This window comes from Rhizobium rosettiformans W3 (assembly GCF_004912135.1).
GTDB classification, from domain to species: Bacteria; Pseudomonadota; Alphaproteobacteria; order Rhizobiales; family Rhizobiaceae; genus Allorhizobium; species Allorhizobium rosettiformans.
Genome location: NZ_STGU01000001.1, coordinates 302,609 through 316,994 on the forward strand (window position 1 = coordinate 302,609; position 14,386 = coordinate 316,994).

The 14,386-nt window shown below is 62.3% G+C and carries 16 protein-coding genes; 9 read left to right on the forward strand and 7 right to left on the reverse strand.

Features of this window, described 5'->3' with window-relative positions:
• Nucleotides 1–11 precede the first annotated feature (11 nt).
• From FAA86_RS01440 to FAA86_RS01450, 3 genes are all read right to left on the reverse strand, one after another.
• Entirely contained in the window at nt 12–938 is a 927-nt protein-coding gene (locus tag FAA86_RS01440; RefSeq protein ID WP_210309853.1) for an ABC transporter permease, read from the reverse strand.
• Nucleotides 931–1,941, reverse strand: coding sequence for an ABC transporter permease (locus tag FAA86_RS01445; protein WP_136538033.1), 1,011 nt, complete (start codon nt 1,939–1,941; stop codon nt 931–933). Before FAA86_RS01445 ends, FAA86_RS01440 begins: the two co-directional genes overlap by 8 nt.
• Nucleotides 1,942–2,015: 74 nt before the next feature.
• Nucleotides 2,016–3,722 (reverse strand): peptide ABC transporter substrate-binding protein, encoded by a 1,707-nt coding sequence (locus FAA86_RS01450; protein WP_136538034.1) that lies wholly within the window; start codon nt 3,720–3,722, stop codon nt 2,016–2,018.
• 322 nt (nt 3,723–4,044) lie between these two features.
• On the opposite strand from FAA86_RS01450, the gene FAA86_RS01455 reads away from it, so the two are divergent.
• Both FAA86_RS01455 and FAA86_RS01460 read left to right on the forward strand, forming a co-directional pair.
• Nucleotides 4,045–5,208, forward strand: a complete 1,164-nt coding sequence (locus FAA86_RS01455) for a M20 aminoacylase family protein (protein ID WP_136538035.1) — start codon at nt 4,045–4,047, stop codon at nt 5,206–5,208.
• Nucleotides 5,209–5,251: 43 nt separating this feature from the next.
• Entirely contained in the window at nt 5,252–7,087 is a 1,836-nt protein-coding gene (locus FAA86_RS01460; protein ID WP_136538036.1) for an ABC transporter ATP-binding protein, read from the forward strand.
• Nucleotides 7,088–7,126: 39 nt separating this feature from the next.
• Here the strand turns inward: FAA86_RS01460 and FAA86_RS01465 are convergent, their stop codons facing one another.
• Complete coding sequence (locus FAA86_RS01465) at nt 7,127–7,615, reverse strand: hypothetical protein (protein WP_136538037.1); 489 nt, start codon at nt 7,613–7,615, stop codon at nt 7,127–7,129.
• A 159-nt stretch (nt 7,616–7,774) separates the two neighbouring features.
• Here FAA86_RS01465 and FAA86_RS01470 point away from each other — a divergent pair, with 159 nt between their 5' ends.
• Both FAA86_RS01470 and FAA86_RS01475 read left to right on the forward strand, forming a co-directional pair.
• Nucleotides 7,775–8,563: a carbon-nitrogen hydrolase family protein gene (locus FAA86_RS01470; RefSeq protein ID WP_136538038.1), complete on the forward strand. Its 789-nt coding sequence runs from the start codon at nt 7,775–7,777 to the stop codon at nt 8,561–8,563.
• Nucleotides 8,564–8,626: 63 nt separating this feature from the next.
• A complete protein-coding gene (locus FAA86_RS01475; protein WP_136538039.1) occupies nt 8,627–9,349 on the forward strand; it encodes a sulfate transporter family protein in 723 nt (240 codons plus the stop codon).
• Here FAA86_RS01475 and FAA86_RS01480 read toward each other — a convergent pair.
• Nucleotides 9,332–9,757, reverse strand: a complete 426-nt coding sequence (locus tag FAA86_RS01480) for a VOC family protein (protein ID WP_136538040.1) — start codon at nt 9,755–9,757, stop codon at nt 9,332–9,334. The two genes, FAA86_RS01475 and FAA86_RS01480, sit on opposite strands and share 18 nt — an antisense overlap.
• A gap of 86 nt (nt 9,758–9,843) precedes the next feature.
• Between FAA86_RS01480 and FAA86_RS01485 the strand changes: the two genes are divergently transcribed.
• Nucleotides 9,844–10,425 (forward strand): TetR/AcrR family transcriptional regulator, encoded by a 582-nt coding sequence (locus tag FAA86_RS01485; RefSeq protein WP_136538041.1) that lies wholly within the window; start codon nt 9,844–9,846, stop codon nt 10,423–10,425.
• On the opposite strand, the gene nth is transcribed toward FAA86_RS01485, so the two are convergent.
• Entirely contained in the window at nt 10,406–11,188 is a 783-nt protein-coding gene (nth, locus tag FAA86_RS01490; RefSeq protein ID WP_136538042.1) for an endonuclease III, read from the reverse strand. The genes FAA86_RS01485 and nth overlap by 20 nt on opposite strands.
• A gap of 25 nt (nt 11,189–11,213) precedes the next feature.
• Between nth and FAA86_RS01495 the strand changes: the two genes are divergently transcribed.
• The 4 genes from FAA86_RS01495 to FAA86_RS01510 all read left to right on the forward strand — a co-directional run bounded on the left by FAA86_RS01495 (nt 11,214) and on the right by FAA86_RS01510 (nt 13,244).
• Entirely contained in the window at nt 11,214–11,708 is a 495-nt protein-coding gene (locus FAA86_RS01495; RefSeq protein WP_136538043.1) for a DUF2244 domain-containing protein, read from the forward strand.
• Between the two features lie 79 nt (nt 11,709–11,787).
• Nucleotides 11,788–12,672 carry a methylated-DNA--[protein]-cysteine S-methyltransferase gene (locus tag FAA86_RS01500; RefSeq protein ID WP_136538044.1) on the forward strand — a complete coding sequence of 295 codons (885 nt, stop codon included), beginning with the start codon at nt 11,788–11,790 and terminating at the stop codon, nt 12,670–12,672.
• 43 nt (nt 12,673–12,715) lie between these two features.
• On the forward strand, nt 12,716–12,952 hold the full coding sequence (locus tag FAA86_RS01505; RefSeq protein WP_136538045.1) for a CopG family ribbon-helix-helix protein: 237 nt from the start codon (nt 12,716–12,718) through the stop codon (nt 12,950–12,952).
• A gap of 4 nt (nt 12,953–12,956) precedes the next feature.
• Complete coding sequence (locus FAA86_RS01510) at nt 12,957–13,244, forward strand: type II toxin-antitoxin system RelE/ParE family toxin (RefSeq protein WP_136538046.1); 288 nt, start codon at nt 12,957–12,959, stop codon at nt 13,242–13,244.
• Here the strand turns inward: FAA86_RS01510 and FAA86_RS01515 are convergent.
• Entirely contained in the window at nt 13,241–14,218 is a 978-nt protein-coding gene (locus FAA86_RS01515) for a sugar-binding transcriptional regulator (RefSeq protein ID WP_136538047.1), read from the reverse strand. The two genes, FAA86_RS01510 and FAA86_RS01515, sit on opposite strands and share 4 nt — an antisense overlap.
• Between the last annotated feature and the right edge of the window lie 168 nt (nt 14,219–14,386).

The following is a 14,386-nucleotide window of genomic DNA, read 5'->3' on the forward strand; positions in this document are numbered from 1 at the left end:
ACTCGTTTTGCTCAATGCTTCAACGCCTTCGGATCGAGCGCGTCGCGGATGGCGTCGCCGATGTAGTTGACGCTCAGCACCGTCAGCGAGATCGCCAGACCCGGCCAGAGCACGCGTGACGGGTTGATCTGCAGGAAGTTCGCACCGTCGAAGAGCAGGCGACCCCAGGTCGGGAAGTCGGGTGGGAAGCCGAGGCCCAGGAATGAGAGCGCGGATTCCGTGATGATGGCGGTGGCGATGCCGAGTGTTGCCGAGACCATGATCGAGGACATCACGTTCGGCAGGATGTGCTTGATGATGATGCGGTATTCCCGCATGCCGCTCGATTTGGCCGCCAGGATGAATTCCTGGCTCTTGATCGCCAGGACGTCACCGCGAACGATGCGGGCGGTGTGCATCCAGCTGGTGATGCCGATGACGAAGACGATCAGGATGAAAATGCCCGTCTCCGGTCCGAAGGACGCGCGCAGCGTGTCGCGGAAGAGCATGATGATCACGAGCAGCAGCGGCAGGAGCGGCAGCGCCAGGAAGAGGTCGGTCAGGCGCATCAGCGGGCCGTCGAGCTTGCGGGAATAGCCTGAGAGCACCCCCACCAGCGTGCCGACCACGAGCGCCAGCAGCATGGCGGCCATGCCGACGGCGAGCGAAATCTGCCCCCCGGCCAGCACCTGGGCCAGCATGTCCTTGCCGAGATTGTCGGTGCCAAAGGGGTGTGCCCAGGACGGGCCCTGGTTCTTGGCGCGGATGTCGATCTTGTTCGGGTCGATCGTGTGGATATAGGGGCCGATGAAGACGGCCAGCACGATGAAGGTGAAGACGACGAGGCCGGCGACGCCGCCCGGATGCTTGCGGAACTGGCGCCAGAGCTGGGACCAGAAGCCGCCGCTTTCGGTGCGGGTCTGCGGTGCCGGTGCGGTCGAGATTGCGGCATCACTCATAGCGGATCCTCGGATCGAGTATGCCGTAGAGAACGTCGGCAATCAGGTTGAAGAGCACGATCAGGATCGCGAAGATGAAGGTCAGCGTCTGCACGAGCGGGATGTCGCCGCCCTGGATTGCGGTGATCAGCAGCTGGCCGAGGCCGTTCACGCGGAAGACCTGCTCGGTGATTATGGCGCCCGAAAAGATCGTGGGCACTCCGAGAGCGATCACCGTGACGACCGGGATCAGGCTGTTGCGCAGCACATGCACGAGCAGCACGACCTTTTCCTTCACGCCCTTGGCACGCGCCGTTCGGACATAGTCCATATTCAGATTGTCGAGCATGGAGGCGCGCACGAAGCGGCTGATCTGCGAGACGTTGAACAGGGTCAGTACCAGCACGGGCAGGAACATCTGCTTCACCTGTAGGACGAAGCTCTCCCAACTGTTGACCACCAGCGTGGTGTCGTAGATCGACGGAAACCACTGCAGGTAGGAGGAGAAGACGACGATCAGCAGGACGCCGGTGAAGAAGGTCGGCACCGAATAGCCGACCATCGAGACGAAGGTGCCGATCTGATCGAACCAGGAATACTGGCGATAGGCGGAGATCACGCCGATCGGGATCGCGATCAGCACACCGAAGAGGTAGGAGAGGCCGACGACCCAGAGCGTCTGCGGCAGGCGCTGGACGATGAGGTCGACCACGGGGCTGCGCGTCGCCCAGGAGAGAACGCGCATGCGCTCGCCGGAGCCGACAGTGAGGCCGGTGATCTGCTCGAAAATGTTGAGCGGCTCATTGATGAAGAACTGCTGCAGCCATTTGAAATAGCGGATGACGAAGGGCTGATCGAGGCCCATGGCGAGGCGGATCTGCTCGCGCACATCAGGCGGAATGGTCAGCGGCAGGTCGCTCAGCGGATCGCTCGGCGCGAGGTCGAGCAGGGCGAAAATGATGAAACTGATGGCCAGTAGCGTCGGGACTGCAAACAGCAGTCGCCGAACGGTGAAGGTGAACATCGGCTGGTCTCCAGGCTGCAGGCAAAATGCGAGCGCCGGGCCCACCCCTCAGGGCAGGCCCGGCACTGACGGCATTACTTCGCGCGCGACCAGTCGGCGACGTTCCAGAGCTCAGAGTCCCAGGCGTTCATCTTCACGCCGAGCAGCGTGTTGTTGACGGCCGAGGGCTGACCACGGTGGATCAGCGGGATCTGAGCGACATCGTTGGAGAGCATGTCGTTGAGCTTCTTGGCGATTTCGGCACGCTTTTCGAGCTCGCCGGTCTTGCCGAGTTCTCTCACGAGGTTGTCGTATTCCTCATTGCAATAGCGGACGATGTTCTCACCCTGCCAGCCGGTGGCCGGGCTCGGGATCTTGTCGCACATCCAGCCGGCCATGTACTTCTCCGGATCAGTGCCGTCGAAGTTGTTGGTGTACATCTGGATGTCGGCCATGAACTTCTGGAAGGTATCCGGAGAGGCCGGGTCACCGCCGAAGAAGACGGAAGCCGAGATGTTGCGCAGTTCGACATCCACGCCGATCTGGCTCCACATGTCCTTAATCAGGGCCTGGTTGCCCTGGCGGACGGAGTTGGTGGAGGTCTGGTAGAGGAAGGAGAGCTTGACGCCGTCCTTCTCGCGGATGCCGTCCGAGCCCATCTTCCAGCCGGCATCTTCGAGCAGCTTGTTGGCGCCTTCGATGTCCTGCTTCAGGCACCAGTCGACAGCCGTCGAAACGTAGATATCGGGCGCCGGCAGGATGTTGCAGGTCGGCTGGCCGTTCGGGCCATAGCCGGCTTCGTCGATGATCTCGCGATCGATGGCGATCGAAAGCGCGCGGCGGACGGCCGGGTCGGACAGAGCCGGATGCGGGCCGGCTTCCTTGGTCGAACGCTTGTCGCCGAGCGAGGGATCGACACCGTAAGGGTTGATGTCGATACGCTCGACCTGGGTGCCGAAGGCGACTTCGATCTTGCCCTTGCCGGCGGCCATCATCTGCTCGAGGATTTCGGGCTCGACCTGCATGTTCCAGGCATAGTCGAATTCGCCGGTTTCGAGAACCGAGCGGGCAGCCGAGGCGGCGTCACCGCCACCCTTCAGGGTGACGGAGGCGAAGGCCGGCTTGGCGGCATCGCGGTAGTTCGGGTTGGCTTCGAAGGTCACAACGTCGTTCGGCTTGAATTCCTTCACGACAAACGGGCCGGTGCCGATCGGGCCGAAGTTGGCGGAGGTGCATTCCGGCGCCTTTACGCCAAGGCAGTCCTTGAACTGGGCGGCCTGGATCAGCGGGGCCTGCGCGCCGACAAAGGCGCTGTAGGGATAGGGCTTGGCATCGGCAAAGGAGACCTTGATGGTGGAGGCGTCGATCGCCTCGACATTCGTCACGCCTTCGAAATAGGCGCCCTGGGCGCAGCCGCCATCCGGCGCGGTGCAGTATTTCCAGGTGAAGATCGCGTCATCGGCCGTCACCGCCGTGCCGTCGGACCACTTCAGGTCGGGCTTCAGCTTCCAGGTAATGCTCTTGAAATCGGCTGCAACGCCGCCGTTCTCAACGGTCGGAATTTCGCTGGCCAGCATCGGCACCAGGGCGCCGGTCTCGTCGTATCGGGCAAGCGGTTCGATGACCATCGAGGCCGCATAGACTTCCTTGGTGCCCCCCGACAGATACGGATTCATCGTCGAAACGGCCTGCCAGAAGATGATCTTCAGGTCGCCGTCGGTGCCACGTTCGGCCATGGCCGGCGCTGCCGTCAGCGCGAAGGCGGCGGCCGACGCTGCCAGCATCAGTTTGCGAGTGTTCATGTGCTCATTCCCCATTATTTTTTGTTTGCAGGCATGATGGTAACCCGATCTGCCGACCCGCGATGTGGCCAGCGCATTCAAGAAATGTCAACCACCTATCTTTTTGGTATTTCAGGAAAATTTCGGCGTTCTCTCGATTTTTCGGAGTCGCGACGGGCGTTCCCGGACAGCCCTGGTTCTGTCGGGTTGGCTAAAATTTAGGCCATGTAAACACAAGCCTATTTTCCATGCAAGATGGAATTTTGCGGCTTGCCAAAGCTGCGCATCACGGCACAGTATGCGCGAAATCCTGCGGGGAACAACGACAAAAAGAGGTCATTTCATGCCAGTGCTCAACCGTGCCAGCGAGCTTCAGCCGGAGGTCGCTGAATGGCGCCGCCATCTCCACCAGAACCCGGAACTGTTGTTCGACGTTCATGGCACCGCAGCCTTCGTGACGGAGAAGCTCAAGGAGTTCGGTTGCGACGTGGTCAAGACGGGCATCGGGCGGACCGGCGTCGTGGGCATCATCAAGGGCAATCGCGGCGATGGGCCGGTCGTCGGCTTCCGCGCCGACATGGACGCACTGCCGATCCACGAGATGTCCGGCAAGTCCTGGGCCTCCAAGACACCCGGCAAGATGCATGCCTGCGGCCATGACGGTCATACCGCCATGCTGCTCGGTGCTGCCAAATATCTCGCCGAGACCCGCAACTTCCGCGGTTCGATCGCGGTCATCTTCCAGCCGGCCGAAGAGGGCGGTGGCGGTGCGCGCGAGATGGTCGCCGATGGCATGATGGAGACGTTCGGGATCAGCCAAGTCTATGGCATGCACAACCATCCGGGCATGGCTGTCGGCACGTTTGCCACCCGCAAGGGATCGGTCATGGCGGCCGCCGACCAGTTCGACATCCTGATCGAGGGCCGAAGCGGCCACGCCGCCCAGCCGCACAAGAGTGTCGATCCGGTGCTGGCGGCCGCGCAGGTGGTCGTGGCACTGCAGTCGATTGCATCGCGCGAGACGGATCCGCTGGGTTCGGTGGTCATCACGGTCACCAAGATCCATGGCGGTGACGCCTATAATGTCATTCCGGATGCCGTGACCTTGTCAGGCACGGTGCGCACGCTTCTGCCGGAAATGCGCGACATGGCGGAGACCCGCATGGGCGAGATCGCCACAGGTGTGGCGATGGCCATGGGGGCCAAGGCCACGCTCCGCTATCACCGGGGCTATCCGGTCACGATCAACCACGAATCGGAAACGGACTTCGCGCTCGACATCATGCGCAAGGTGGCCGGTGACCATGCCGTCAGCGATGCCTTTCCGCCGGCCATGGGTGCGGAGGATTTCTCCTATATGCTGGAGGCCCGGCCCGGCTCCTTCGTCTTCATCGGCAACGGCAATACGGCCAACCTGCACAATTCGGCCTATGACTTCAACGACGAGGTCATCCCCTATGGCATCAGCTATTGGGTGACGCTCGCCGAGACGGCGCTCGCCGCCTGATCCACCGACCACGTCTCGACACACAAAAACAGGGGAACGGGATATGGCTGCGGTGGAACAGGGAATGACAACAGGTGAGGCGCCGGTGCTTTCCGTACGCGGGCTGACGACCTCCTTCAGGATCGGCACCGAGTGGCGCTCGGTGGTGCGCGACATGAACCTCGACGTGGCGGCCGGCGAAACGGTCGCGATCGTCGGCGAGTCGGGGTCGGGCAAGAGCGTGACGTCGCTCTCGATCATGCGGCTTTTGCCGCAGCTCACCAGTCGGATCGAGGGTAGCGTCAAGCTCGAGGGACGCGAGCTGCTGACGCTCGATCCGGAGCAGATGCGCCAGGTCCGCGGCAATCAGATCTCGATGATCTTTCAGGAGCCAATGACCTCCCTCAATCCGATCTTCCCGATCGGCAAGCAGATCGCCGAGGCCATCACCTGCCACCGCGACATCTCGGCGGCGGATGCAAAGGCAGAGGTGCTGCGCCTGCTTGACCGTGTGCGTATCCCGAATGCGAAAAACCGGTTCGACGAATATCCGCACCAATTCTCCGGCGGCATGCGCCAGCGTGTCATGATCGCCATGGCGCTCGCCTCCAGGCCGAAGCTCCTGATTGCCGACGAGCCGACGACGGCGCTCGATGTCACCATCCAGGGCCAGATCCTCGATCTCATCAAGACCTTGCAGGACGAAGAGGGCATGGCCGTGCTCTTCATCACCCATGACATGGGTGTCGTGGCCGAGGTGTCGGACCGAACTGTCGTGATGTTCCGCGGCGAGGCGGTGGAGACCGGCACGACCGATGACATCTTCAACCGCGGAAAACATCCCTATACACGCGCGCTGCTTTCAGCCGTGCCGAAGCTCGGCTCCATGGGTGGGCGCGAGCGGCCGATGCGTTTTCCGGTTATCGATATCCGGACCGGAGACACGCTGGTGCCGGAGGCAGAGGCAGGCGCGCCGGAGAAGACGAGCCAGCCGCTTCTCGATGTGCAGAACCTCACGACGCGCTTCGATATCCGCTCGGGCCTGTTCGGTCGCAAAAGTGGTGCCGTGCATGCGGTGGAAAACGTTTCCTTCACGCTCAAGCCCGGGGAAACGCTTTCGCTCGTCGGAGAATCCGGCTGCGGAAAGTCCACCACCGGCCGCTCTATCACGCGTCTCGTGCAGCCGACCTCGGGACAGATCACGGTCGATGGCTACAATGTCGGCAGTCTCGACGAAGCGGCCTTGCGCCGCATGCGCCGCAGCATCCAGATGGTCTTCCAGGATCCCTTCGCCAGCCTCGATCCGCGTATGAGCGTCGGCCAAGCCGTCATGGAGCCGTTCGTCGAACACAAGCTCGGCACGAAAGCCGAGGCGCGTGAAAAGGCGGCCGATCTGCTCGAGCGTGTCGGGCTGGCCGCAGACATGATGCCGCGGTATCCGCATGAATTTTCCGGTGGCCAGCGCCAGCGCATCGCGATTGCCCGATCGCTGATGCTCGATCCGAAGATCATCGTGGCGGACGAGGCCGTCTCGGCGCTCGATGTTTCGATCAAGGCGCAGGTCTGCAATCTGCTGCTCGATCTGCAGCAGAGCTTCAACCTCGCCTATCTCTTCATCAGCCACGACATGGCGGTCGTCGAGCGGGTGAGCCATCGGGTGGCGGTCATGTATCTGGGTGAGATCGTCGAGATCGGTCCGCGCCAGGCCGTCTTCGACAATCCGCAGCATCCCTATACGAGGAAGCTGATGGCGGCCGTTCCGGTGCCGGATCCGGCGCGGCGGAAGCTCAAGCGCAACCTTTCGACCGACGAGATCAAGAGCCCGATCCGGCCCGTCGGATACCAGCCGCCGGTGCGGCAGTATCGGGAAGTCGGGGAAGGGCACCTCGTTCAGGTCTAAGGTCATCGCCGCGAGAAAGAGCTTGCGGCGTTCTTTGGATCACTCCGGCGGAGCCTGTCCGAAGCCGACAAACGAGACATGGGCCGTCCACTCGTATTTCGTCGCATCGACGATCTGCGGGCGGGGATGGGCGAAGCCATGATAGAGCAGCGCGTAGCACCGCACGACCGTCTGGCCCGGTGCCAGCGGCCGGTCATGGCGCAGTGTGCCGCGGTAAAGGATCTTGCTCCGTCCGTGTTCACGGCCGAAAAGGTCGAAAGCCAGGCGATTGACCCCACGAGTGGAATCATTGCTCAGCGTTGCCGCGATCGGCAAGTCCGGGTCGACGCAGGTGGTGCCGTTCCCTTCGACCGTCACGGTGACCGAGGAGGCGGCGCTCCTTTGGCTGCGGGACTGGTAGTCGCTGAAGATCCACACCACAGTGCCGATGGCCGCTATGGCCGCGGCGAGCGCCGTCGCCCAGGGGCGTCTCCTCAGGAAAAGCTCGACCAGCAGCAAGGCCAGCGCTGCGACGATGATAAAGGCCATCACGGCCGTCTGGTCTTCAAACCGGGTTCCATGCCAACAAGATAAGGTTGCCGAGGAGAAAGGCAACGGTCCAAATGTCTGCCTTGGAGTTGCCGCTTGCCTCGGCTAGGCCTGCGGCTCTAACGTCGGCTCCCCGCCACAAGGCAACAGGTGCGTCCCATGCTGATCTCCCTTTATCAAATGCAGCCTCTTTCCGGCGATGTGCCGGGCAATATCGGCAAGATCGCCCAGGCCGCGATGGCCGCTGCCGAGATGGGGGCCGAACTGCTCGTGACGCCGGAACTCTGCACCAGCGGCTATGCGCTCGGCGCCCGGTTCGAAGAGCTTGCCGAAGAGCGGGACGGTTCGATCATCGGTGCGCTGACCGAGATCTCTGCCGATTGCGGGCTTGCGATCTGCGCCGGCTTTCCGGAACGTGACGGCAACCAGGTCTTCAACTCCTCGGTCTTGGTGCGGCCGGACGGCAGCAAGGAATTTTATCGCAAGAGCCACCTCTATGGTGAAGGCGAACGGGCAGCCTTCGTGCCGGGCGACGAGCCACCTCATGTCTTTGACCTGAACGGCATCAGGACCGGCATGCTCATCTGCTACGATGTGGAGTTTCCGGAGAATGTGCGCGGACTTGCTCTCGCCGGTGCCGAGCTGATCATCGTTCCGACCGCCCTACCGGAGGGCATCATCAGCCGGCGGGTTGCCGATACCGTGGTGCCGACCCGGGCCTTCGAAAACGGCGTCTTCGTCGTTTATGCCGATCTCTGCGGTGAAGAAAACGGCCTTTCCTATGGCGGTCGCTCCGTTATTCTGGCACCCGATGGCGACGAGCTGGCGCGCGCCGGCATGCGCGAGACGCTGCTGGTGGCCGAGATCGACCCCGCCGCCTATGATGATGCAAAGGCGCAGAACCCGTATCTGACCGACCGGCGGCCGGGGCTTTACCGTCTCGGCTAACGGTCCGGATTGCAGTCGGCACGGCTCGCCCCTACATCACGACGACAGATGTAGGAGACACCGATGATTTTCGACGCCGCCGCCAAGTCGCTGCGCAACCTGTTTGCCCCGGAGACGCGCACCGTCTTCTGGAAGACGCTGGGCCTGACGATCCTGGTCCTGATCGGCTTGTGGTTCGGCCTGCGCGAAAGCTTCATCGCCTTCATCATGCCGCTGCTGCAGGGCTTCATCCCGGAACTGCCGGACTGGGCTGGCTGGTTGACCTTCATCTTCGGGATCCTCGCCAGCATCGGGCTTGCGCTGGGTCTGGCGCTTCTCCTCTCGCCCGTGACGGCAATCATTGCGGGTCTCTTCCTCGATGATGTGGCCGAAGTGGTGGAGAAGCGGGATTATCCGCATGATCCGCCGGGGAAGGCCATGCCGATGGGCGAGGCGATCATTGCCTCGATCAAGTTCTTCGGCGTCGTGATTGTCGGCAACCTGATTGCGCTGATGCTGCTCTTCATTCCCGGCATCAACATCATCGCCTTCTTCCTGGTGAACGGTTATCTGCTGGGTCGAGAATTCTTCGAATTCGCCGCCATGCGCTTCAGGAGCGCGGAAGAGGCGAAGCTGCTGCGCTCGCGCCATTCGGGCACCGTGTTCATGGCGGGCCTCGTCATCGCCCTCTTCCTCGCCGTGCCGATCGTCAACCTGCTGACGCCGCTCTTTGCAGCCGGCCTGATGGTGCACTTGCACAAGGCACTGACGGCGCGGGATCCGTCGACGTCATTGCGGCAGAGCTGAGGCCTCATACCGCGCGGCAAATTCGGCGCTCGGCGGGATCGGCTTGATCACGTCGATCAGGACGCCATTGGGGTCGGCCGTGATGAAATGCCGCTGGCCAAAATCCTCGTCCCTGAGGTCGAGAAGGATCGGCAGACCGGCCTGCTTCAGCCTGTCATAAATAGTGTCCACGTCCTCCACCTCGAAGTTCAGGAGCAGGCCGGAGACCTTTCCGCGGTATCCCAATGGGACTGTTTCATGGCGACCGTCGAGAATTGCGAGCGTCACCTTCTCGTCTTCGGTCGACTGCAGATGGACATACCATTCGGCGGTGAAGAGCGGTTCGAAATGGAAATGGCGTCGATAGAAGGCCGTCGTCGCTTTGACATTGTCGGCCATGATGACGGGGTAATAGCTCGTTGTCCTCATCTCTTTCCCTCCACGCTAATTTAACGTACAGTCTGAATGTATCTTGGTGACTAACATACATTCTGATTGTATGTAAAGAGGTGGTGGTGGCGCGTAATAGCAAAGAAGGGACAGAGGCGACACGTTTGGCGCTGATATCGGCGGCGAGACAGCTCTTCGTCGAGAAGGGATACGCCGATACGGCAACGCCGGACATCGTGGCCGCGGCGGGTGTTACACGCGGTGCGCTCTATCATCATTTCGAGGACAAGAAGGCCCTGTTCAGGGCGGTGATCGAACGGGAAGCGATGGCGGTCGCATCCGACATCGATCGCGGCGCTGCATCGGCCGCGACGCCGAGAGATGCGCTGATCTCGGGGGCATCAGCCTATCTCGCGGCGATGGCAGTGGAGGGCCGTGCGCGCCTGATGCTGCTGGAAGCGCCGGCTGTGCTGGGTGTCGAACGTACGGCCGAGATCGACCGGGACAATGGCGAGGATCGGCTGCGTGAGGGTGTTTCAGACTATCTCGGAGCGGCGGTATCTGCGGATGAGGTTCGCGCGCTGACAACCCTGCTATCCTCCGCCTTCGACCGTGCAGTTCTCGAGATCGAGCGTGGGGGCAACCCCAGTCTCTACGAGGCTGCCATCGCGCGACTGATCGACGGACTCATTCCTCGCTCGCGTTGAAGATCTGCGGCGGCAGTTCGACGAGCGGCGCCGGGATGTTGCAAGTCTTTTCCGGCGACTTGCAGATATCGGCGATCACGCAGCGTTCGCATTCGGGACGCCTTGCCTTGCAGCAGTAGCGTCCGTGCAGGATCAGCCAGTGATGGGCGTGGAAGAGATATTGCTCGGGGATGATCCGCATCAGGATATCCTCGATCTCATCCGGCGTCTTGCCGGGTGCGAGCTTGATGCGGTTGCCGATCCTCAGGATATGCGTGTCGACGGCCATTGTGGGGATGCCGAAGGCCATGGACATCACGACATTGGCGGTCTTTCTCCCGACGCCGGGCAGCGTCACCAGTTCCTCGCGGGTTCGGGGCACTTCGCTGCCGAAGTCATCGACAAGCTTCTGGGAAAGGGCGATGACGTTCTTCGCCTTGTTCCGGTAGAGCCCGATCGTCTTGATGTAATCGCGGACCTTCTCTTCTCCGAGCGCCAGCATCTTTTCCGGCGTGTCGGCCACCTTGAAGAGGGCGCGCGTGGCCTTATTTACCCCCGCATCGGTTGCCTGGGCAGAGAGCGCCACGGCGACGACCAGCGTGAACGGATTGACATGTTCCAGCTCGCCTTTGGGCTCCGGTCTCTGGATCGAGAAGCGGCGGAAGATCTCTTCCAGTTCGGCCTTGGAATAAGCCGTGCGACGGCGTGTCGCCGGCTTGCGACGGGTCCCCGGATTTGACTTTTTCAAAGTTTGGGTGCTGGATTTCGGCTTCGCTTCAGTCATGAAAAACCTATAGTCGGGCGCGGTGATGGAAGGCAATCTCGAGCAGGCGGCAGACCAGCCGATTTTCGCAGCGGAACTGACGCCTTACCGGTCGCTTGGCCGCAAGGGCTATCGCATTCTCTTTGCCATCACCGGGACGGTCTGCTTTGTCCATGCGATCTTCTTCATGGCAACCGGCGCCTGGCCGATCGGCCTGTTTTTCGGCCTCGACTTTCTCCTGCTCTACGGTGCCTTCTGGCTGAACTACCGCGCCGCACGGGTGCGGGAAGAGGTGACCGTTTCGCGCACCAGCCTCTCCATCCGGAAATTCACGCCGGCCGGCCGGATGACCGAGCACAGGTTCAAGACACTCTGGGCGCGCTTCTTCGTGCAGCGGCATGAGGAATTCGGCATCACCGCCATGGGCGTTGCCGGCGAGGGTCGGCAGACGGATGTCGGCTCCTTCCTCAATCCCGACGACCGCGAAAGTTTCGCCAAGGCCTTCAAAGGCGCCCTCGCCACGGCGAAGCAGCGGATCTGACCTCTCTCATGGCAGGCAAGAAACGGGTGGTATCCGGCCTCGTGTCGTGGTGAAGTCCTGACGAAATGAGGATTTCGCCATGACGCTCGCCCAACAGATCGATCTTTCGCGCACTACGGATATCACGCCCGACGGCTCCGACTACGAGACCGTGCGGCAGGTGATCGAGATGCTGACGCTCGACTATCAGAGCCAGCCGTCGCTGGAACTGATCGCCGAGCGGCTCGGCCAGTCGCCGACACAGTTGCAGAAGACCTTTACGCGATGGGCAGGGCTTTCACCGAAAGCCTTCCTGCAGGCTGTCACGCTCGATCACGCCAAGCGGTTGCTCGGGCGAGAGGAATTGCCGCTCCTGGAGACGTCGCTCGAGCTCGGATTGTCCGGGCCGGGGCGACTGCATGACCTCTTTGTGACGCACGAGGCGATGAGCCCGGGGGAATGGAAGGCACGCGGGGCGGGCCTGACCATCCGCTACGGCTATCACCCGTCGCCTTTCGGTCTGGCGCTGGTCATGATCACCGACCGCGGACTGGCGGGGCTCGCCTTCGCTGATCCGGGTGGGGAGATTGCGTGTTTCGAGGACATGACGCAGCGTTGGCCGAACGCGCTTTATGTGGAGGATGTCGAGGCCACCGCGCTCTATGCGGCGCGCGTCTTTCATCCCGAGCGCTGGTCGGCGGACGAGCCACTGCGGGTCGTGCTGATCGGCTCGGATTTCCAGATCCGGGTCTGGGAGAGCCTGCTTGCCATCCCGCTCGGCCGCGCCGTGACCTATTCCGATATTGCCTGCAAGATCGGCCAGCCCACCGCCAGCCGCGCCGTGGGAGCCGCCGTCGGCCGCAACCCGATCTCGTTCGTGGTTCCCTGCCACCGGGCGCTCGGCAAGAGCGGGGCGCTGACGGGCTATCACTGGGGGCTGACGCGCAAGCGGGCCATGCTGGGCTGGGAAGCGGGGAAGGCCTGAGGGGGGCGCTTCCGGAAATGGCCGAGCTGTGAGATGATGGCGCATGCGCAACACGGTTCAACTCCCTGAAGACATCAGCCGGCGGATCGACAGTCTGGTCGAGCGGAGCAATCTGTCCCGCGATCAGATCGTGGAGGATGCGCTTGCCCAGGGACGCTCGCTCGCCTGGCAAGAGCAATGGGTGGCGGGTGTGCTGGAAGGGCTGGCCCAGGCCGATCGCGGTGATTTCGCTGATGATGCCGACATCGAGGCCGTGTTGAACAGATACGACGCTCCTTGAAGCTATGCGTATCGTCTGGACGCGGCGTTATCTGCAGGAACTCGCGGCCATCGGTGATTACCTCGTTGAACGAAACCCGGCTGCTGCCGCGCGGATCGTACGGTCAATCCACGGGCGAACGCTGCGGCTTCTGACGCAGAATGCTTTTCTGGGACGCCGTGGCGAAATTGAAGGGACGCGCGAACTCGTTCTCGCTGATCTCGGATATATCGTCGCTTACCGGGTGCGAGATGATCACGTCGAAGTGCTCTTCGTGCAGCATGGCGCGCGCGCCTGGCCCGAGCAGCTCTAGCCCGCCAGCCCCAGCAGTTCCCGCGCTGCGGCTTCATCCGTGATCAGCGTGTTACACCCGATCCGCCTGATCGTCGCGCGGATGGCTCTCGCGCGGTGTGCACCGCCGGAGGAGAGTACGATGTGTTTGGCCTTCTTCAGCGTGTCGAGATCGACCGACATTACCCGCTCGTTGATCGGGTGGGCGACGGAGCGGCCTTCCTCATCAAGGAAGTTGAACATGGTGTCGCAGACACAGCCGGCGTCGACCAGTTCCGTCAGCGTCTGGTGGCTGATGAAGCCTTCCGAGAGCGAGGTGGAATGCGGGCCGATATCGCCGCAGGAGACGATGGCGAGATCGAGGTTCTCGGCGAGGTCGTAGATCGCTTTCAGCCCGCAGTCTTCGATCAGCGCGCGTTTTGTCGCCACACTGTCCACGAGAAGTGGTGCCAGGAACATATAGCATTCCGCGCCGAGCTGGCTTGCCAGCCGCCAGGTATAGTCGATCGGATTGGTCTGGCGCACGGCGACGATGCCGCCGAGCAGGGAGACGACCTTGCAGTTTTCGCGGTTCGGCGGCCGGAAACCGGCGAGCGAGGCCGTCATGGTCCGGCCCCAGCCGACGCCGATGGTCATGTCGTTGGTGATCACTTCGGTCAAGAACTGGCCGAGCGCCAGCCCCACCGCCTTGGCGATTGCGGCAGCATCCTGGGCATCCGGTGAGGGCACAACCACGGCCTCGTCCAGGCCATAGGCTTTTTCCAGGCGAAGCGCGAGATCGACGCAATCGGCAACGCCGTCGCTGATCCAGATCTGCACCTCCGCGCGCTTGCGCGCTTCTTCCAGCATGCGGATGACGGTCGACCGGCTGATGCCGAGCCTGTCCGCCACATCCTTCTGCGTCAGGCCCTCGTTGTAATAGAGCCAGGCGGCGCGGACGCGGAGCGCGCCAGCGTCCGAATGGCTTGAATGGGTGTCGCGTCGGAGCTTTGCCAAGTTTCTTCTCGATTTCGGAACTTCCAGCCCGCACTATCGGTTTGGTTGGTACTTATGTCAAATTCAAAGGACAAATGTCTTGACTTCGCCATGATCAGACGGTGATAGTCCGGGCGACAAGGCCGGTGGTCCGCCAGCGGTCGCAACCCCTTTTCGCGCAGCCGAAGG

Bases quoted from the DNA above. Each gene is read 5' to 3' on its own strand.
- FAA86_RS01440 (WP_210309853.1), bottom strand. From the start codon at position 938: ATGAGTGATGCCGCAATCTCGACCGCACCGGCACCGCAGACCCGCACC.
- FAA86_RS01445 (WP_136538033.1), bottom strand. From the start codon at position 1,941: ATGTTCACCTTCACCGTTCGGCGACTGCTGTTTGCAGTCCCGACGCTA.
- FAA86_RS01450 (WP_136538034.1), bottom strand. From the start codon at position 3,722: ATGAACACTCGCAAACTGATGCTGGCAGCGTCGGCCGCCGCCTTCGCG.
- FAA86_RS01455 (WP_136538035.1), top strand. From the start codon at position 4,045: ATGCCAGTGCTCAACCGTGCCAGCGAGCTTCAGCCGGAGGTCGCTGAA.
- FAA86_RS01460 (WP_136538036.1), top strand. From the start codon at position 5,252: ATGGCTGCGGTGGAACAGGGAATGACAACAGGTGAGGCGCCGGTGCTT.
- FAA86_RS01465 (WP_136538037.1), bottom strand. From the start codon at position 7,615: ATGGCCTTTATCATCGTCGCAGCGCTGGCCTTGCTGCTGGTCGAGCTT.
- FAA86_RS01470 (WP_136538038.1), top strand. From the start codon at position 7,775: ATGCTGATCTCCCTTTATCAAATGCAGCCTCTTTCCGGCGATGTGCCG.
- FAA86_RS01475 (WP_136538039.1), top strand. From the start codon at position 8,627: ATGATTTTCGACGCCGCCGCCAAGTCGCTGCGCAACCTGTTTGCCCCG.
- FAA86_RS01480 (WP_136538040.1), bottom strand. From the start codon at position 9,757: ATGAGGACAACGAGCTATTACCCCGTCATCATGGCCGACAATGTCAAA.
- nth (WP_136538042.1), bottom strand. From the start codon at position 11,188: ATGACTGAAGCGAAGCCGAAATCCAGCACCCAAACTTTGAAAAAGTCA.
- FAA86_RS01495 (WP_136538043.1), top strand. From the start codon at position 11,214: ATGGAAGGCAATCTCGAGCAGGCGGCAGACCAGCCGATTTTCGCAGCG.
- FAA86_RS01500 (WP_136538044.1), top strand. From the start codon at position 11,788: ATGACGCTCGCCCAACAGATCGATCTTTCGCGCACTACGGATATCACG.
- FAA86_RS01505 (WP_136538045.1), top strand. From the start codon at position 12,716: ATGCGCAACACGGTTCAACTCCCTGAAGACATCAGCCGGCGGATCGAC.
- FAA86_RS01510 (WP_136538046.1), top strand. From the start codon at position 12,957: ATGCGTATCGTCTGGACGCGGCGTTATCTGCAGGAACTCGCGGCCATC.